The organism is Stenotrophomonas sp. SXG-1 (assembly GCF_014083965.1).
In the GTDB taxonomy this organism is placed as follows: Bacteria; Pseudomonadota; Gammaproteobacteria; order Xanthomonadales; family Xanthomonadaceae; genus Stenotrophomonas; species Stenotrophomonas geniculata.
In genome coordinates, this window is the sequence record NZ_CP046588.1 from 3,969,717 (window position 1) to 3,986,899 (window position 17,183).

The following is a 17,183-nucleotide window of genomic DNA, read 5'->3' on the forward strand; positions in this document are numbered from 1 at the left end:
TAACGTAACCAGAAAACACCGAGAATGAAACAAACACCTATCATTGCTGGAATGGCGGTCCTCCCTTCGTGCGAGTGACCGGTGCCGCCCTCCCCTCCCTCTTCGCCTGCACGGCACACGCTGCCTGACGCGATCCTGCTGGTGGCCTCGCTGGGCTGCACGATGACCGTGCTGGAGACCAATGCCGTAGCGGTCGCACTGCCCAGCATCGCGCGCGACCTGCACGCCGGATTCGCCGATATCGAGTGGGTGATCAGTGCCTACATCCTGTCCTTCACCTCACTGCTGCTGCCCGCCGGTGCTGTCGCCGACCGCTACGGCCGCCGCCGGGTGCTGCTGATCGGCATCAGCCTGTTCGCCCTCACTTCTCTGCTCTGTGCACTGGCGCCCGGTGCCACCCTGCTCTACCTGGCGCGGGCACTGCAGGGCATCGGTGCTGCTTTCCTGCTGGCGCCCTCGCTGTCGATCATCGGCCACACCTACCACCAGGGGGCCGCCAAAGACACTGCATGGGCGTTCTGGGGCACAGCCATGGGCGTGATGATGGTGCTCTCGCCACTGATCGGCGGCCTGCTGTCCGCGCTCTGGGGCTGGCGCGCGGTGTTCATTGCGATCCTGCCGTTCCTGGGCCTGCTCGGCTACGGCACGCTGCGCTGGATACCCGAGTCGTCCGACAGCGCGGTCCGCCCGCTCGACCCGCCCGGCATCATCACCTTCAGCGTTGCCATCTTCGGCATCGTGTTCTTCCTGGTCGAAGGACTGGCAAAAGGATGGTCATCGGCGCCGGCGCTGAGCGGGCTGGGCCTGGCCATCATCATGGCCGCCGCCTTCGTCATCGTTGAGCGGGCACGGTCACATCCCATGGTCGATCTCGGGCTGCTGGCCAGTCCACGTTTCATCGGCGCACTCATTGCCATGGTCGGCTATTCGGTCAGCGCACAGGTGATGGCGTCGATGCTGCCGCAGTACCTGCAGAACGGCATCGGCCTGGGCGTACTGGCTGCGGGTGCCGGCATGCTCCCGTTCGCTGCGGCGATGCTGCTGTTTCCCAGCGTGGGCCGCCGGCTCGGTCGCCATCTGAACAGTCCGGCGGTGCTGGCGATCGGGCTGTCGATCACTGCCGCGGGCAATGCCGTGGCCGGACTGGCCGCGTGGCAGCATCTGTCCTGGCTGGCATTCGTCGCAATGGTGGTGATCGGTGCCGGCGGCGGCATCCTCAATGGCGAGACATCCAAAGCCATCATCGGCGCGGCACCGCGCGAGCGGGCCGGCATGGCCTCCGGCATCAGCGCGACCACGCGCTTTGTCGGCATCCTGCTCGGATTCACCGTGCTGTCCAGCGCCTTGAGCCTGGGCATCCGCAACGCACTGTCGGCTGTGGGTCCCGCGCGCGATGTACTGTCGATGGCCGATGCGATCGCTACCGGCACCTTCACCAGTGCGCGCAACATGGCCTTCGCACAGGCGATCTACAGCCACGGATTTGCCAGTGCACTGTGGACGTCGGCCATTGCCGCGCTGCTGGCCAGCCTTGCGGTGTTGCTGCTGGGCCGTAGTCCCGCACAGCGATGACGCTGGAGCGCGGATTACGAAGTTGGCCGGGGCAGCCACGCTGCCCCGACCGTGGCGGCCCCGGGGAGAAGGCCGCCGATGATCGTCAGGCCGCCTTCATGGCGTGCTTGCGCGCCCGCATCACGTTGTGGCATTCCTGCGCTTCGGGCAGCAGCTGGGTGACTTCCTGGCGCACGGCCGGCGGCAGTTCGTTGTCCTTCAGCACGTCCTTGAACGCGCCAAGCAGCCGGTCTTCCGACTCTTCCAGCTCGGCCACGTAACCATAGTTGGTGTCGCCGAATGCAGCGCGCACCTTGCCGTAGAACTGCTGCATCGACCCGACCATGGTGCCGTGCTCGGCGGGCTTGCCGCCGCTGGCGGCGACCGAACTGCTCAACGCGGCGACGATGCGGCCCTTGACGCCGGCAATGCGGGTGAACAGGGCCGACAGTTCGGCATCCTTCACCTTGGTCGCAGCTTCTTCGTAGAACGACTTTCCGTCCCGGGCAATCTCGATCAGGTCGTTGAGGCGATGTTCGATGGTGGACTGGGTGCTCATGGAATCGCTCCTGTGTGCTCGATGGTCTATTGAGAATGACAGCGCGAGTGCGTTGCCTTCGGGATCACTGTGGAGGTTTGAATGTGCCGGTTGGGTGAGTACGAATTGATGCATGCATCACCACCCTCAACGCGTCCTGACTCCTTCATCCCATCGCATTTCCGCGTTCACGGCATCTGAGCAGAACGCCCACGATTCACCAGGGCGCGATGACGATGATCAGCGCCACCAGCAGTGCGATGGCAAGCACCAGCAACAGCACATGCCACTGCTTCCACGTGGGTTTTGGTTTACCGGGGGTATTCATCGGATGTCTCCTGGAGTCTGTCATCGGCCCGCAGCCAGACTGAAGCAGGGCACCCCCGGTGCGCGTCGCGGTTTCGTGCATGGCTTGTGCATGAACGCTGTATCCAGCGCGCGACGATAACGCGTCCATAACGTAATCGAGTTGTAAACGGAATGTTAGGTTCCTTCCGATTCCGCACAGCGGAGTTTCAGATCGGTTTCCACGCAGCTATGCGGAAACCCATTCAACTGGATTTGGAGAGAGCCAAATGCATTACAAGTACACCCTGCTTTCCCTGGCAGTGGGCACGGCCCTGGCCGCCGCCTGGTCACCGGCCGCGCATGCGCAGGATGACGGCGACAAGACGCCGAAGAACCTCGATCGCATCCAGGTTACCGGCTCTGCCATCCGCAGCGTGGATATCGAAACGCAGCAGCCGATCATCGCCATCACCCGCACGATGATCGAGCAGCAGGGATTCACCACGATCGCCGACCTGTTGCAGAACCTGACGTCCACGGGCGCGCCGGCGATCTCCCGCGCACGCGCATTGTCGTCCGGTGAAAATGTCGGCGGCTACTACGTCGACATCCGCAATCTGGGCGCCACGCGCACGCTGGTGCTGGTCAATGGCAAGCGCCTGGGCGCGACCACCAGTGGCCTGCAGGATCTCAGCCAGATTCCGATGAGCGCGGTGGAACGCATCGATGTCCTGAAGGACGGCGCCTCCTCGCTGTACGGTTCGGATGCGATCGCTGGCGTGGTCAACATCATCACCCGCAAGAACTACGAAGGGCTGGAAGTGTCCATGCAGCACGGGCAGTTCAGCCAGGGCGATGGCAAGGACAGCACGTTTTCGCTGGTGACCGGCGCCCGTGGAGAACGTGGCGGATACACCCTCGCACTGGAATACCAGAAGTCGGACCCGGTATTTGCCCGCGACCGCGAGTTCTCCCGGTACGGCGGCGCCGGCCCCAACTACCCGGGCGCAGACTGGAGCAACATCAGCCAGAACGGTTCGTGGTGCGACCCGGCGCTCTACAAGTGCAACACCGGTGACGCGGTGTTCAAGACGCTCAACCGTGGCGGCGACCCGAAGAATCCGAACGACTACCACCCGATCACGCCGGCCGAGTTCGCCAACGGCAGCGACCAGATGCACCTGCAGACCGGCATCGAGCGTCGCTCGCTGTTCCTCAGCACGGACTACGCGCTGACCGACCAGATCAAGTTCGCCGCCGACATCGGCTACAACGAGCGCACCACCGACCAGCAGATCGCGGGCTACCCGTACCAGTCGACCAAGTTCGGCACGCCCCTGGACGCAGGCAGCGTTTTCAACCCGCTCGACCACAGCGTCGCGTTCAATCGCCGCCTGTGGGAAGTGCCGCGCACGACCGAAAGCAAGCTGAAGTCGCTGCGCATTGCACCAAGCCTGTCCGGCTACTTCGAACTGGGCGCCAAGACGTACGACTGGGAAGTCGGTGCGCTGTTCAACCGCAATGAAGTCACAAAAACAGGCCGTGGCGACATGAGCCTGATCGCTTCCCGGCAGGCATTGGGGCCCTCCTACCTCGATGCCAACGGTGTGGCCCGGTGTGGCACGGCGGCATCGCCGGTCACGGGCTGCCTGGCCTGGAATCCTTTGCTGCCATACGGTGTCGCGGGGGCTGGCTCTCTCTCCGATCCCGAACTGCAGCGCTTCTTGTTCCCGACGTTCAACGATACCGGCATCACCAAGACCCGCAGCTATTTCGCCAATATCTCCGGGCCAGTGATCGAACTGCCTGCCGGTGACCTGTCCGTCGCTCTGGGTTACCAATACCGCAAGGAAGAAGGCCGCTTCGTGCCCGACGCCTTTGCCCAGTCGCGCCAGAGCACGGCACTGGGCGCATCCACCACCTCGGGTGAGTACAGTCTCAATGAGTTCTTCGCCGAAGTGAACGTGCCGGTGCTGCGTGACCTGCCGTTCGCCAAGGAACTGACCGTGAACCTGGCCACGCGCTATTCCGACTACAGCAATTTCGGCAACACCACCAATTCCAAGGCCAGCTTCGCCTGGCGCCCGATCGAGGAATTGATGATCCGCGGCACTTTCGCCGAAGGCTTCCGCGCCCCGAGCATCTCCGACCTGTATGGTGGAATGGGGACCAGCTTCGAAACCTATGTCGATCCCTGCGGCACCGGCGCCACCAACAGCGTCAACGGCAACGCTGCCTGCAACGCTGCCGGCGTCCCGCTGGGCTACCAGCAGCTGAACCAGAGCCTGAAGCCCTGTGCCAGCTATCCGTGTGCCACGCCCGACGAATTCACCACCGGCTCCAACGCGAAGCTGCGACCGGAGGAGTCCAAGAGCAAGACCGTGGGCGTGGTCTGGAGCCCGCGCTGGGTCGATGGCCTGGACATCAACCTCGACTGGTACAGCTACAAGATCACCAACATGATCATCGAGGACAGCGTCGACCGCATCCTGCGTGACTGCTACGTGCTGGGCAATTCCTCGCGCTGTGGCAGCATCAGGCGCGCTGGCGATGGCCACATCACCAGCATGTTCTACGGCCTGGCCAACCTGGGCTCGATGGAAACCGAAGGCTGGGATCTGGGCATCCACTACCGCCTGCCCGAGTTCTCGTTCGGCCGCTTCACCATCGACCTGCAGAACAGCTATGTCTCCAAGTACGACGAGGAGAACCAGAACTCGGCCGGCGACACCATCATGATGGGCCGGATCGGTCGGCCGGGCATCTTCCGCCTGCGCTCGAACCTGGGTGTGAACTGGCAGCTTGGCAACTTCAGCACGCAGTACACGGTGCGCTACTACTCCGGCATGGCCGAAAGCTGCGTGCCGAACCGTCCGTGCTCGCTGCCCGATCGCTACGCCTACGGAGAACCGGATGCTCTGCGCAAGGTGGGCTCCAATGCCTTCCATGACATCCAGGTCAGCTACAGGCTGCCGTGGGACGGTACCGTGGCGCTGGGTTCGAACAACGTGTTCAACCACCAGGGCCCGATCATGTTCTCCAAGCCGTCCAGCTCCTTCCCCTACTACGGCGGCTTCGATATCGGCCGCACCGTGTACGTGAAGTACTCGCAGCGCTTCTGACGGGCATGTCCGTGCTCGTGGCCGGCGGAAGGGGAGTCCGCCGGCCACGATGCACACCACCTCCACCCAATCTCCATCGTTTTTCGACGGAATCTCCAAGGTTCCCGGCAACACTTGATGTCATGACGGCTAAGGAGCAGGACCGCATGGATCGCCACGCGCCCCGACACTGCACACCCGTCTCCAGGTTCACCACTGAATGTGGCGATGTGGCCGGGTTCCGACCCTCCGGACGTGACGCCGCAAGGGAAGTACGAGATGACGACGGCAGTTCGCACCGGCCTGACCGACCTGGTCGCTGACGCGCAGCGGTACCTGCGCAGGATTCTCCCCGGGCTCGCCTCGGCGGTGCATCCACTTGCTTCATTGCATGCCATTCCCCACGCAACTGCATCGCGCTACCACCTCGCCGGACTGATGCTGTACGGGGAAACCCCCGCCATGCTCGCCGTGGCCCGCGAGCCCGGCGAATCCAGCACCCGCGTGATCCAGGATGTACGCTGCCTGCGCTCTGCTGCGAATGCACTGGTGTTGTACGTCTCGCCCTATCTCACGCCGACCCAGCGTCGCTTCCTGGTCGAGAACCACATCGACTTCGTGGTCCCGCACACCCAGTTGTTCGCGCCCAGCCTGGCCATAGAGTTCCGCGACGACCCTGATCATGAGAAGAAGGCCATCTCGCTGCTGCCTTCGGCGCAGGCCGTGCTGATCCACGTGCTGCTGAGCGGCCAGTCGCGCTGGTGGTCGCCGCGCGAGATCAGTGCTGCCGCCGGCTACACCTCGATGACGGCGTCGCGCCTGTCTGCCGAACTGGTTGGTCGCGGCCTGGTTGAACGCTCCACCGGTGGCCGCGAGCGCTTCCTGAAGCTGGCCGGCAACCGCGACGAGGTCTGGGCCAGGGCGCAGCCGTTCCTGCGTTCCCCCATCCTGAAGGAAGTGGATGTCTGCTGGGGCCCGACCGCCGAGGCGCTCCGCGATGCCGGGCACCCGGCGCCGACGGCGGGCCTCGATGCGCTTGCTGACACGTCACCGCCCGCGATCGGCGGCACCCGCGCGCTGCACATCGATGCGTGGCGGTTGCTGGGTGCACTTCCCATGCCCGGCCCGGACTGCGTCCAGAGCGCACGGCTGCAGATCTGGGCCTATCCGCCGGCATTCACCAGCATCGGCGATGTGGTTGACCCGCTTTCGCTGTATCTCAGCCTGCAGGGCAAACGCGGCCATGATGCAGACGCGCTGGAACAGCGGGTGGAACAGGCGCTGAGCGGGGACACATACCCCGCATGACCGAAGCCCTATGCGGGCTGCTCGCCCGGCACTGCAGCGGCGCGCCTGGCACCGTACTCGGCGAACACCACGCCGGACACCGCCAGCAGGCCACCGCCCAGTACCCAGCCACTGAGTGATTCGCCCAGCAGCAGCACGGCCAGCGCGGCGGTCACGATCGGCACCAGGTTGAAGAAGCCAGAGACGCGCGCAGCGCCCAGGCGTGAAAGTCCAGTCATCCAGGTCAGCGGCGCCAGGATCGAGGCACAGACTGCAGCGAAGCCGATGCAACCGACGGCGGTCGGATTGCTCACCCCGGTACCAACCAGCAACTGCAGTGGCAGCAGGATCAGCGAGGCCGCCGTGGCCTGCAGGAACAGCGACTCCAGCACCGACAACGGAATCTTCCAGCGCTGCATCAGCACGTTGTAGGCGGCGAAGGCCAATGCGCCGATCAGCATGATCGCGTCTCCGCGGTTCAGGCCCTGCGCCGCCAACCGTGCCAGGTCGCCCTGCGATACCACCGCCACCACGCCGGCGGTGGAGATCACCGCGCCAAGAATGGAAGTACCACGCACCGGATGGCCCATGAACACGCGTGACAGCGCCAGCGCGATCAACGGAATCAGCGCCTGGATCACCCCCATGTTGGTGGCCGAGGTGAAGTGCGCCGCATAGTAGGCCAGGCACTGGTACATCACCCCACCCAGGCAGCCCAGCACCAGGAAGCGCCCGAGGTTGGCGCGCACGGTCGGCAGATTGCCGCGCAGCCGCGGCAGCGCGAATGGCAGCAGGACCACCGCCGCGACCAGCCAGCGGAAGAAGCCGATATCGATGGGACCGACCGAGCCCGAAGCAAGCTTGGTCACGATGGTGTTCGCGCCCCACAGCAGGCAGGCGAGGATCGGGAAGAGATAGTTCACGCGTGCAGGTGTACGTGGGGGAATGGCCAGCGTACGCTTGGCGTATATTGAGGACATCCCGAAAATGCGCCACCCCGACCCCGGCTTGCGGCAATCGATGGAGCCGATCCCCACCTTCCGCCAGCTGCCCGGCCCGATCTACTTCCGGCAGGGCGCGATGGAGCCCACGGACTGGGGCACGCACAGCCATCCGTGGGGTCAGTTCAACTTCGTCGCGCAGGGGGTGATGGAGATGAAGATCGACGGCGAGTGGATGGTGTCGCCGCCGCACTACGCGATCTGGATTCCACCAGGAATGGCGCACTATTCACGCAACCGCTCGCAGCTGGCCTACCGCTCGGCCTATCTGTCGGCGGCACTTTCACGCCGGCTGCCCACGCGTTGCAGTGCGCTGGAAGTCAGCCCGCTGCTGCGCGAACTGCTGCATGAACTGGCACGACAGGGCGTGACCGATCCGCAGACACCGGTCCAGCGGCGCATGGCCGCCGTGGTGATCGACCAGATCGTCAACGCCGCTGTGCTGCCCAGTTTCCTGCCGATCGCCAGCAGCGATGCCTTGAAGCAGGTGATGGCGTACATGGAGAAACACCTGTCGGCGGCCGAATCGGTTGCCGAGATCGCGCGGCGGCACCACATGAGCGTGCGCAAGCTGGAGCGCCTGGCACGCAGCGAACTGGGCATGTCGCTGGGCGACTGGCGTGGGCGGGTGAAGTTCGTGCGCGCCACCGAGGCGCTGTGTACACGCCGGCCGATCAGCCGGATCGCCGAAGAGCTGGGCTATTCCGGCGTCAGCGCCTTCGCCGAGATGTTCAAGCGGCACGCGCAGTGCACGCCGGATCAGTACAGGAAGCTGCATCGGGCGGGGTGAGCGCGGCCTAGAGAGCGACCAGCAGGTCCACAAGCAGCCCCGGCAGGAACAAGGCGGCCAGAACGCTGGCCAACAGGATCAGCAGGACCTTCGCCGTCAAGGGGCGACGGCGCGGATTGCTGAAGTACAGGTGCAGATCGCGCAGTTCATCTTCCAGCTCCTTCCGCACGCCTGCGCTCTGTGCACCGGGTTCGAGCAGCTGTCGCTCAAGCGCCTTCAGGCGCTTCATCAGTTCACGCGGCGGTGTAGCCCGCAGGATCAGCTGATTGAGCTCCTGGAGCCGGTGCGCCTGCGGCATCAGCGCTGCCACGAGATCATCCGGCGGAAGCCGTGAGACCCGTCGCTGGGCATCCGCATCCATCTCAGCCTGCAGCACATCGCGTTGCCGCTGCAGTTCGGCCAGGGAGGTGCGGCGCTGCCACATGAGGAGGCACAGGATTGATGGGTGGCGGGCAGTGTATCGCCCGGCGCCCCGGGAAGGTTGTCGATTTCCCGCCCCATCGTTCGTCGGAGAAGGAAAGGCGGGTCTTTCAGCCTGCAGGAGTGCCCCGATGTGCCCGATCCTCACCGCCTTCGCCACCTCTCCCGACCGCGGCCAGGGCCTGGCCCGTGACATGCGCGTACGCTGGGCGCTGGAGGAACTGGCCGTGCCCTATGACGTGCAGCTGCTCAGCTTTGCCGAGCTGAAGCAGCCCGTCCACCTGGCGCGCAACCCCTTCGGGCAGATCCCCACCTGGCAGGACGGCGACCAGGTCCTGTTCGAATCCGGCGCAATCGTCCTGCACCTGGCCGAACAGCATGCCGGCCTGCTCCCCGCTGATCCGGACGCACGCATGCGCGCGATCATGTGGGTTTTCGCTGCGTTGAACACGGTGGAACCGCCCATCGTCGAACGCTCGATGGCCTGGGTGCTGGAACGCGAACTACCTTGGTATTCACAGCGGCTGGTGATGCTGGACGAGCGCGTGCGGATGCGTCTCTCGCAGCTGTCTGCGTGGCTGGGCACGGCGGCGTGGCTGGATGGCGACTTCAGCGTGGGCGACCTGATGATGGTCTCGGTGCTGCTGCGCCTGAAGAGCAGCGGCCTCCTCGACGAATACCCGAAGGTGGCTGCCTATGTGGGCCGTGCAACGCAACGCCCCGCCTACCAGCGTGCGTTTGCCGCGCAGCTGCAGGTGTTCCTGCAAAGCACAGACGCGCCATCACCAAAGGATGACTGAGGCAGCCTCCTTCGGCATTCGAAGGTCCCCGGCCGCGCGGGAAACCGGAAGGCAGCCGTGTGGTGTATACACGGGCTTCACTGCCTGTGGGCTCCGATCGCGGGGGTCGGACACCCTCAAGGACTTCACTGTGAGCACTTCCTCGCACTCGCTCGCTTTCCTGCTTGCGCGCATCCTGCTGATGGCACTGTTCCTGGTCTCCGGCCTGGGCAAGCTTGGCGACCTCAGTGGTACCCAGGGCTACATGGAAGCAATGGGAGTGCCCGGCATCCTGCTGTGGCCGACCATCGCCTTCGAGATCGGCAGCGGCCTGTGCATCCTGCTCGGCTTCCAGACCCGGCTGGTATCGATCGTCCTGGTGGGCTTCAGCCTGGTCACCGCCTTCATCTTCCACCACAACTTCGGCGACCAGACCCAGCAGATCATGTTCCTGAAGAATCTGGGCCTGGCCGGTGGCTTCCTGTTGCTGGCCTGCACTGGAGCCGGGCGCTACAGCATCGACGGCCGGGGACGCCGCGCATAGGTACGGGCCAGCAGGCTCGCCACGCTAGCGACGGAGCTCCGCCTCCGGCGCCAGCGTGTGGACCACCTTGCCCTGCGCATCGAGGAACTCGATTGCCCCGTAGCCCTCCGGCGTGACGGTCAACCGCAGTCGCGGCCGATCCGCCTTGTCATTCAGTGCAATGGCCGGCGTTCCATCGGCGCCGACCACCAGGCCGATGCGGGTCGGCGCCTGCACACCGGGAATCAACGCATTCCCGAGCGCGGGTTCGCGTATCAGCTTCGGTGCCTGGTTGATCGAGAAGCTCACTTGGCCATCGGGAGACACCCGCCATCCGATCGCATCCATCGCCGGATGATCCAGCGCCAGCACCGCCATGCCGCCGTCGACATCAGCGGTGCCGAAACCACCGCGCTCGCTGCCCTTGTCGTCGTACAGCACCATGCCGGCCACGTTGAAGGCGCGCTTGTACTGGATGCCATCGATGATCGGCGCCGGCGTCTTCCCGGACAGCGTCATGCGGATCACGCCCTGGTCATCGACGATATCGATGCGACGCGCGGTGATGCGCTCGTTGTCGGGCGTCCCGATCCGCGTCTGCGGAGCCTTGTCCACGATCAGGCGCTGCAGGGTTTCCACCGAAGGCCGCTTGGGCGCTCCGGCATCTTCGGCCGCACGCGCCGGAATGCTGTGGAATGCAATCAGCAGGACCAGCGCGCAGGCAGGGCGCATCATGCGGCCTCCAGAGCGGCGTGCACCGGGCGCCGGCAGGCGGCCTGCACCAGCATCAGCTGTGCCACCAGGATCAGCATCGCGCAGCCGGACAGCAGCCATGGGTCGATGTACCACTGGGCATTGAAGCTGAATTCGCCGGCGGAGATTCGCTTCCAGCCGTTGAAGTGCTGCATCGCCGCGACCACGAACGCGAAACCACCCATCGCGTTCGAAAGCCACGGCACGACGATGCCACCCGGCCGTGCAGACATCATCAGTAGACCCAGCACGCCGATGACGGTGCGCTGCACGCGGCAGTAAGGGCAGACATAGGCCAGCCCACTCCATTCCACCGACCAGGCCAACAGGCTGATCAGCACCGCTGCCGCCCCCGCGACGTACAGGACCCTCGGCGCGATCGCCGTGCTGCCGTTATGTGCCATGCTGTGGCTCTCTGCGGTAAGGACCCGCGCAGGGTAGCGCGGTTGGCCCTCGTACGGTTCAGCGCAGCGGATCGGCGGCCACACCCTCGCGGGTGATCTTCACCGGCAGGATGTTCCCCTGCGCATCGAATTCCAGGCGTTCTATGGCGGTCTGCCGATGGTCGCGCGTGGTGTCACCCAGCGGCCGGCGATGGTAGACGATGTACCAGCGGTCGCTATTTGGCACCTTGATCACCGAGTTGTGGCCGGCACTGGTGGCGATGGCCTCGTCCTGCTGCAGCACCTTGCCGATGCGCTTGAAGGGCCCGGTGGGTGTATCGGCGATGGCGTAGGCCACCGAGTAATCCGGGCCACCCCAACCGCCTTCGGACCACATGAAGTAGTAGCGGCCTCCGCGCCTGAACATCAGCGGGCCCTCCACGTATTCCGGCGCCGGGGTGATCTCCTTGAACAGCAAACCATCGGTCAGCGGCAGCACGCCGGTGAAATCATCCTTCAGGCGCACGATGTTGGCGCGCTTCCAACCGCCGTAGATCATGTACCAGGCGCCATCGTCATCCTTGAAGACGAACTGGTCGATGGGCTGCGCACCATTATGGAAAGCGCCGACCAGCGGCTTGCCCAGCAGGTCTTTGTAGGGCCCTTCCGGGCGGTCGGCCACCGCCACGCCGATGCCACCCAGCTCGCTATCGGTCTTGATGTCGTTGGCGGCGAAGAAGAAGTAGTACTTGCCGTTGTTTTCCACGACGGACGGCGCCCACATCGCGCGCTTCGCCCAGGGCACGTTCCTGGCGTTCAGGACGTCGGCATGCTTTGTCCAATGCACCAGATCAGGCGACGAGAAGGCATCGAACGTAATCTGCGCATCGTAGTCCGCCGAGGTGGTTGGAAATATCCAGTAGCGGCCTGCAAATACCGCCGCTTCCGGGTCGGCATACCACCCCTGCAGGATCGGATTACCCGAGGTGGCCGGCGGCGCGGCGTGCGCGCCCGTTGCCAGTGCCGCTGCCGTGCAGGCGGCCATCATCCACTTGCTCAACGCCATGCCGTGCGCTCCCGTGCTGGATGGATGGGAGCATATTAGATCGATTCAGATGCGGATTGCGAAGGCAGCCTCACCCCATGGGCGGGAATGGGACGAAGGCCTCAGGCTTTCTTGATGACGGTGCGCTTGCCGATGCTGCTGGTCTTGCCCGCTGTCGGCCTGGCCAGGCCAGGAATCAGGAAATCGGTGACCTTGTGGCCCATCGATACCTTGGCGGCCAGCCAGCGCGGCATGCGGCCACGGCCGGTCCAGGTCAGGCGCTTGTATTCCGGATCGCGGTATTTGGCCGCGACCTTGCCGGTTTTACGGCGGGCGGACTTGCGCGCAGGTGCGGCGGTTTCTGCGGCTTCATCGCCGAAGAGCTCTTCGATGGTGTAACCAGCTTCGGCGGCAGCGGCCTTCAGCAGGCGGCGCACGGCCGCGGCCGGGCGGCGGGTGGTGATGAGCGCTTTGCGCTGTTCGGCCGCAGCCACCAGTGCGCCCAGCTCCCGAAGGCTGAGCGATTCGATATCGATAGTCATGCGGGGAAAGGTCTACTGCGGCGGGCTGGGTGTCAAGTTTGGTTTATAGGTGCAGCAACTTGCCGACGGCCACCCTCTGCAGCCTGCCGGCATGAGATCGGGATAATTTGATTAGTTTCATTCTCGGCCATCCCACGGAATGACAGAATGTCATGAATCCGATCCCCCCCTAAATGATGATGCGTCAAGGATTAGCCGGATTCAGGAACGTCTCGATTCATGGCGATACCACAAGGAAAGAAGGATGATCTCCGGAACGCTTACTCAAGAGCATCATCTCCACGCACTTCGCCTGCACCGGCGGAAGGCGGTAAAGGTGCTGGTAGGGGTCCTGCTGGCATGTGCGGTGATCGGCGTTGTCGCTCTTGCCACGGACCATCACATCTCTGGCCTTATCCTGGTCTGCGGCGGCGTCGGTGGCGCGATCAGTGCGTTCGCCCAGTCCAGGCTGACCCTGCCCCGTCAGGTGGCCAAGATCCACCGTCAACAGGCGAGTCTGCACGCCCACTACACCTGTAGCTGGGACGAAGAGTGGCTCAGCGTTGCGTCCGAGCATGTGCAGGCCAAACGGCGGTGGTCGGATTACGCCAAGGTGCGGGAGAACGAGGAAGTGCTGCTCCTCTACCACTCGGACGTCATGTTCGAGGTTCTCCCGAAAGCATGGTTCAACGGCCAGGCGCAGATGGATGAATTCCGGAGATTGGCCTCGCGCGCGGCGGGCTGAGCGTATCTACCGAACGTTTGAAACATTGCAGCTCTCCAATGAACACGTCACAGTTCGTTGCGTATAACGGAGACAGCGCATGCAAGGGAAGACTCATCACCTCAGGATGGCAGCGACAGGAATCACATTGCTACTGGCCGCCTGTACCTCCGTCGGCGACATGCGACGCACTGGACACGTCGCGACATTCTCGTCCGATCAGAATCCCTTGGCTGCGGCCACTTGCGTACGCGATGCGTGGGGAGAGGTGAGCATTGGGGGATCGCACTGGCAGTACGTCATTGAGCCCCGTTCCGATGGCTACTCCGTGTCCACTTCCAACGGCGGCGTCCCGGCAGAGTTTGTTGAGATCACCCCTCAGGCTGGAGGAGGAAGCGAGATCAAGTTCTACAGCAAGTTCCTGAAGCGCCGGCAGGCACGCTACATCGAGGCCGCCACGCAATGCGGTGCCCGCACGAAGTAGATCGAGCCCGGCGAACATCCCCGATTTCATGAGTCCTGATGGAAAGCCATCTCGCCATGACCAGCGCTCACTCACTTTCTTCGTGGATGCCACTGAACATCAATAGACGCAATAACTGCTCCAAATCCAGCATCAATAACCCTTGCTAGACGCTCTTGGACTCCGCCGGAGATCAGTGTGGTGGGCCCATCAGGATTCGAACCTGAAACCAAGGGATTATGAGTCCCCTGCTCTAACCGTTGAGCTATAGGCCCTGCGCAGCGCCACAGTGTAGTGGACCGCCCCCCCGCCCGGCTACTCAGGCATCACTGCCAACGCATTGGCCACCTGCTCCAGCCGCACCTCCGCAATCTCCGCGAAGTGCTGCATCTGGCGTAGATGCGCCTGAAAGAGCGCGACGGTTCTTCGCGCCCCTTCCAGCCCCGACTGCTTACTGCCACCAAACCCATCAACCAGTTCCGAGCCAGAATGCGTCAGCAGCGCATCGTGCGCCGGGCGAACCCAAGTCGATCCTCGCGCTCATCCTGCAGTACCTCATCCCGGTCCAGCAGCGGCGTGAAATCGTCTCGCGGGGAATCGGGCGCGTCGTTCTCTACATCGTTCATGGCGTAGCTCCAGATACAGGACTAACCAGAGCAGCAGTGCGTACATGGCGCCTACGACCTGCTGCGCGTCTGCATCGGTGCCGGTGATGTCCGGCCCGCCTAAGTGATATGTTGAGCATCTGCCCGGCCAGACTGCGGCCGCCATTGAGTGAATTCAAATGGCATATGCGACAGGCGGCAGTTCCCCGGGGCATTGCCCGGTTCTACCGGGTGGTGAATTATGGGACGAATAGTGTTACGTAATTCCGGCACTCACCGCGTCCCAATCGCCGACGGCATTCCGCAAGTCATTGTTTGGAGATGAATTCCACGCGACCTTGGAGGCTCGGTCGCCGGAATAGTGTTACGTAATCAATACGAATCCCGTTACGAATCCGCCGGCCACGCCCCACCGCCACCAAAGAAAAACCCCGCCGAAGCGGGGGTTCTTCTTGACAGAACCACTTGCCGAGCATGGGCTCGGCACTACCTGGAAATCAATCGATATCCAGGAAGCTGCGCAGCTGCTCCGAGCGGCTCGGGTGACGCAGCTTGCGCAGGGCCTTCGCTTCGATCTGGCGGATCCGCTCGCGGGTCACGTCGAACTGCTTGCCGACTTCCTCAAGGGTGTGGTCGGTGTTCATGTCGATGCCGAAGCGCATGCGCAGCACCTTGGCTTCCCTCGGGGTGAGGCCGGCCAGCACGTCGCGCACGGTTTCAGACAAGTTGATGTTGGTGGTGTTCTCGATCGGGGACTCCACGTTGGTGTCCTCGATGAAGTCGCCCAGATGGGAATCCTCGTCGTCGCCGATCGGGGTTTCCATCGAGATCGGCTCCTTGGCGATCTTCATCACCTTGCGGATCTTGTCTTCCGGCATGTCCATTTCCTTGGCCAGCTCCTCCGGCGTAGCCTCGCGGCCGTACTGCTGGAGCATCTGGCGGGAAATGCGGTTCAACTTGTTGATCGTCTCGATCATGTGCACCGGAATACGGATGGTGCGCGCCTGGTCGGCAATCGAGCGGGTGATCGCCTGGCGGATCCACCAGGTGGCGTAGGTCGAGAACTTGTAACCGCGGCGGTACTCGAACTTGTCCACGGCCTTCATCAGGCCGATGTTGCCTTCCTGGATCAGGTCCAGGAACTGCAGGCCGCGGTTGGTGTACTTCTTGGCGATCGAGATCACCAGGCGCAGGTTGGCCTCGACCATTTCCTTCTTGGCCTTGCGCGCCTTGGCTTCACCGTAGGCCATGGCACGGCTGATTTCCTTCAGCTCTTCCAGGTCCAGCTGGGTCAGCTTCTCGATGTCGATCGTCGCCTGCTGTTCGGCGATGATCTGGTCCTTCACTTCGCGCAGGGCCGACGACCACTTCTGCTTGCGCTTCAGTGCGTCTTCCACCCACTCCAGGTTGGTCTGGTTGCCTTCCCAGGAACGGATGAAGTCCTTGCGCGGCATGCGTGCAGTGACGGTGGCCAGGTTCAGCACGCGGCGCTCATGGGCCTTGATCGACGCCATGGTGTCGCGCAGCTGCTTGGTCAGCACATCGGTCAGCGGCAGCGGCAGCTTCAGGGTGACGAACACCGCCGACATTTCTTCGCGCAGGCGCGGCAGGTTCTTCTTGTCGCCCTTGGTCGCGGCCTTCTTGAAAGCGTTGAAGGCATCGCTCAGCGCCTGCATGCGCGCGGCGACTTCCTCCGGATCCGGACCGGTCGGTGCGGCTTCTTCATCGCCACCGTCGACATCGTCGTCCTCGTCCTCGTCGCCTTCGGCGTCGGCATCGCTGCTGTCATCGGCAGCGGCCGCCGGCGGTGCCGGCTCTTCATCGGTCAGATCGTTGAAGCCGACGATCACTTCGGCCAGGCGCTTCTTGCCTTCCTTGTGGGCTTCGTAGTCGGTCAGCAGCGACTCGACCGAGACCGGGAACTGGCCCAGGGCCGCCTGGACCTGCGAAAGGCCTTCCTCGATGCGCTTGGCGATGGCGATTTCGCCTTCGCGGGTCAGCAGCTCGACGGTGCCCATTTCGCGCATGTACATGCGCACCGGGTCGGTGGTACGGCCACCTTCGGTGTCGAGCGCGCTCAGTGCGGCGGCGGCTTCTTCGGCCGCGGTGTCATCGACTTCGCGGTTACCGGTGTTGCCGTCGTTGAGAAGCAGGGTTTCCACATCCGGCGCAACTTCATGGACATCGATGCCCATGCCGTTGATCATGCCGATGATGTCTTCGATCTGTTCCGGGTCGACCATGTCGTCCGGCAGATGGTCATTGACTTCGGCGTAGGTCAGGTAGCCCTGTTCCAGGCCCTTGCTGATCAGTTGCTTGATTTCGGATTGGGCAGGACGTTCGTTGGCCATGTAGTGCTCGCGCCACCGGCTAGGGAGAAATAGGGAACGTAGCATTATACCAGCCCGGGG

General features: G+C 63.7%; 17 protein-coding genes and 1 tRNA gene. 8 read left to right on the forward strand and 10 right to left on the reverse strand.

Translation table 11 applies throughout. The annotated features are described in order from the left end of the window. Nucleotides 1-81 precede the first annotated feature (81 nt). A complete protein-coding gene (locus GOC52_RS18075) occupies nt 82-1,572 on the forward strand; it encodes an MFS transporter (protein WP_238794410.1) in 1,491 nt (496 codons plus the stop codon). Nucleotides 1,573-1,657: 85 nt separating this feature from the next. Here GOC52_RS18075 and GOC52_RS18080 read toward each other — a convergent pair whose 3' ends face one another. After that, nucleotides 1,658-2,110 (reverse strand): PA2169 family four-helix-bundle protein, encoded by a 453-nt coding sequence (locus GOC52_RS18080; RefSeq protein ID WP_191850070.1) that lies wholly within the window; start codon nt 2,108-2,110, stop codon nt 1,658-1,660. Nucleotides 2,111-2,664: 554 nt separating this feature from the next. Between GOC52_RS18080 and GOC52_RS18085 the strand changes: the two genes are divergently transcribed. Together GOC52_RS18085 and GOC52_RS18090 are read left to right on the forward strand one after the other, a co-directional pair. Further along, nucleotides 2,665-5,499 (forward strand): TonB-dependent receptor plug domain-containing protein, encoded by a 2,835-nt coding sequence (locus GOC52_RS18085; protein ID WP_191850072.1) that lies wholly within the window; start codon nt 2,665-2,667, stop codon nt 5,497-5,499. Nucleotides 5,500-5,757: 258 nt separating this feature from the next. Next, nucleotides 5,758-6,786: an IclR family transcriptional regulator gene (locus GOC52_RS18090; RefSeq protein ID WP_191850074.1), complete on the forward strand. Its 1,029-nt coding sequence runs from the start codon at nt 5,758-5,760 to the stop codon at nt 6,784-6,786. An 8-nt stretch (nt 6,787-6,794) separates the two neighbouring features. Here the strand turns inward: GOC52_RS18090 and GOC52_RS18095 are convergent, their stop codons facing one another. After that, a complete protein-coding gene (locus GOC52_RS18095; RefSeq protein ID WP_191850076.1) occupies nt 6,795-7,745 on the reverse strand; it encodes an EamA family transporter in 951 nt (316 codons plus the stop codon). A gap of 7 nt (nt 7,746-7,752) precedes the next feature. Between GOC52_RS18095 and GOC52_RS18100 the strand changes: the two genes are divergently transcribed. After that, the gene (locus tag GOC52_RS18100) at nt 7,753-8,556 is read left to right on the forward strand and encodes an AraC family transcriptional regulator (RefSeq protein WP_049436921.1); all 804 of its coding nucleotides are present in this window, start codon (nt 7,753-7,755) and stop codon (nt 8,554-8,556) included. Nucleotides 8,557-8,563: 7 nt separating this feature from the next. Here the strand turns inward: GOC52_RS18100 and GOC52_RS18105 are convergent, their stop codons facing one another. Then, nucleotides 8,564-8,980: a hypothetical protein gene (locus GOC52_RS18105; protein WP_019336342.1), complete on the reverse strand. Its 417-nt coding sequence runs from the start codon at nt 8,978-8,980 to the stop codon at nt 8,564-8,566. 127 nt (nt 8,981-9,107) lie between these two features. Between GOC52_RS18105 and GOC52_RS18110 the strand changes: the two genes are divergently transcribed. Further along, nucleotides 9,108-9,776, forward strand: coding sequence for a glutathione S-transferase family protein (locus GOC52_RS18110; protein WP_071305906.1), 669 nt, complete (start codon nt 9,108-9,110; stop codon nt 9,774-9,776). A 130-nt stretch (nt 9,777-9,906) separates the two neighbouring features. Beyond that, nucleotides 9,907-10,299, forward strand: a complete 393-nt coding sequence (locus GOC52_RS18115) for a DoxX family protein (RefSeq protein WP_049436918.1) — start codon at nt 9,907-9,909, stop codon at nt 10,297-10,299. A gap of 24 nt (nt 10,300-10,323) precedes the next feature. Here the strand turns inward: GOC52_RS18115 and GOC52_RS18120 are convergent, their stop codons facing one another. From GOC52_RS18120 to GOC52_RS18135, 4 genes are all read right to left on the reverse strand, one after another. Then, nucleotides 10,324-11,010, reverse strand: a complete 687-nt coding sequence (locus GOC52_RS18120) for a hypothetical protein (RefSeq protein WP_019336339.1) — start codon at nt 11,008-11,010, stop codon at nt 10,324-10,326. Then, nucleotides 11,010-11,435 carry a hypothetical protein gene (locus GOC52_RS18125; protein ID WP_010481243.1) on the reverse strand — a complete coding sequence of 142 codons (426 nt, stop codon included), beginning with the start codon at nt 11,433-11,435 and terminating at the stop codon, nt 11,010-11,012. The genes GOC52_RS18120 and GOC52_RS18125 overlap by 1 nt, the downstream gene beginning before the upstream one ends. A 58-nt stretch (nt 11,436-11,493) precedes the next feature. Beyond that, nucleotides 11,494-12,480: a glycoside hydrolase family 43 protein gene (locus tag GOC52_RS18130; protein ID WP_171954607.1), complete on the reverse strand. Its 987-nt coding sequence runs from the start codon at nt 12,478-12,480 to the stop codon at nt 11,494-11,496. Nucleotides 12,481-12,581: 101 nt separating this feature from the next. Further along, entirely contained in the window at nt 12,582-13,001 is a 420-nt protein-coding gene (locus GOC52_RS18135) for an H-NS histone family protein (RefSeq protein ID WP_043397532.1), read from the reverse strand. A 244-nt stretch (nt 13,002-13,245) separates the two neighbouring features. On the opposite strand from GOC52_RS18135, the gene GOC52_RS18140 reads away from it, so the two are divergent. Further along, a complete protein-coding gene (locus GOC52_RS18140; RefSeq protein WP_049452911.1) occupies nt 13,246-13,725 on the forward strand; it encodes a YcxB family protein in 480 nt (159 codons plus the stop codon). Nucleotides 13,726-13,804: 79 nt separating this feature from the next. Then, nucleotides 13,805-14,188: a hypothetical protein gene (locus tag GOC52_RS18145; protein ID WP_049452913.1), complete on the forward strand. Its 384-nt coding sequence runs from the start codon at nt 13,805-13,807 to the stop codon at nt 14,186-14,188. Nucleotides 14,189-14,366: 178 nt separating this feature from the next. Here GOC52_RS18145 and GOC52_RS18150 read toward each other — a convergent pair. From GOC52_RS18150 to rpoD, 3 genes are all read right to left on the reverse strand, one after another. Beyond that, nucleotides 14,367-14,442, reverse strand: a tRNA-Ile gene (locus GOC52_RS18150). A 219-nt stretch (nt 14,443-14,661) separates the two neighbouring features. Further along, a complete protein-coding gene (locus GOC52_RS20850) occupies nt 14,662-14,793 on the reverse strand; it encodes a hypothetical protein (protein WP_019338915.1) in 132 nt (43 codons plus the stop codon). A 476-nt stretch (nt 14,794-15,269) separates the two neighbouring features. Next, nucleotides 15,270-17,123, reverse strand: a complete 1,854-nt coding sequence (gene rpoD / locus GOC52_RS18160; protein ID WP_049480199.1) for an RNA polymerase sigma factor RpoD — start codon at nt 17,121-17,123, stop codon at nt 15,270-15,272. Nucleotides 17,124-17,183 lie beyond the last annotated feature (60 nt).

Coding starts and splice junctions, on each gene's coding strand:
- rpoD (WP_049480199.1), bottom strand. CDS start 17,123: ATGGCCAACGAACGTCCTGCCCAATCCGAAATCAAGCAACTGATCAGC.
- GOC52_RS18125 (WP_010481243.1), bottom strand. CDS start 11,435: ATGGCACATAACGGCAGCACGGCGATCGCGCCGAGGGTCCTGTACGTC.
- GOC52_RS18145 (WP_049452913.1), top strand. CDS start 13,805: ATGCAAGGGAAGACTCATCACCTCAGGATGGCAGCGACAGGAATCACA.
- GOC52_RS18090 (WP_191850074.1), top strand. CDS start 5,758: ATGACGACGGCAGTTCGCACCGGCCTGACCGACCTGGTCGCTGACGCG.
- GOC52_RS18095 (WP_191850076.1), bottom strand. CDS start 7,745: ATGTCCTCAATATACGCCAAGCGTACGCTGGCCATTCCCCCACGTACA.
- GOC52_RS18100 (WP_049436921.1), top strand. CDS start 7,753: ATGCGCCACCCCGACCCCGGCTTGCGGCAATCGATGGAGCCGATCCCC.
- GOC52_RS18110 (WP_071305906.1), top strand. CDS start 9,108: ATGTGCCCGATCCTCACCGCCTTCGCCACCTCTCCCGACCGCGGCCAG.
- GOC52_RS18140 (WP_049452911.1), top strand. CDS start 13,246: ATGATCTCCGGAACGCTTACTCAAGAGCATCATCTCCACGCACTTCGC.
- GOC52_RS18085 (WP_191850072.1), top strand. CDS start 2,665: ATGCATTACAAGTACACCCTGCTTTCCCTGGCAGTGGGCACGGCCCTG.
- GOC52_RS18105 (WP_019336342.1), bottom strand. CDS start 8,980: ATGTGGCAGCGCCGCACCTCCCTGGCCGAACTGCAGCGGCAACGCGAT.
- GOC52_RS20850 (WP_019338915.1), bottom strand. CDS start 14,793: ATGAACGATGTAGAGAACGACGCGCCCGATTCCCCGCGAGACGATTTC.
- GOC52_RS18130 (WP_171954607.1), bottom strand. CDS start 12,480: ATGGCGTTGAGCAAGTGGATGATGGCCGCCTGCACGGCAGCGGCACTG.
- GOC52_RS18080 (WP_191850070.1), bottom strand. CDS start 2,110: ATGAGCACCCAGTCCACCATCGAACATCGCCTCAACGACCTGATCGAG.
- GOC52_RS18135 (WP_043397532.1), bottom strand. CDS start 13,001: ATGACTATCGATATCGAATCGCTCAGCCTTCGGGAGCTGGGCGCACTG.
- GOC52_RS18120 (WP_019336339.1), bottom strand. CDS start 11,010: ATGCGCCCTGCCTGCGCGCTGGTCCTGCTGATTGCATTCCACAGCATT.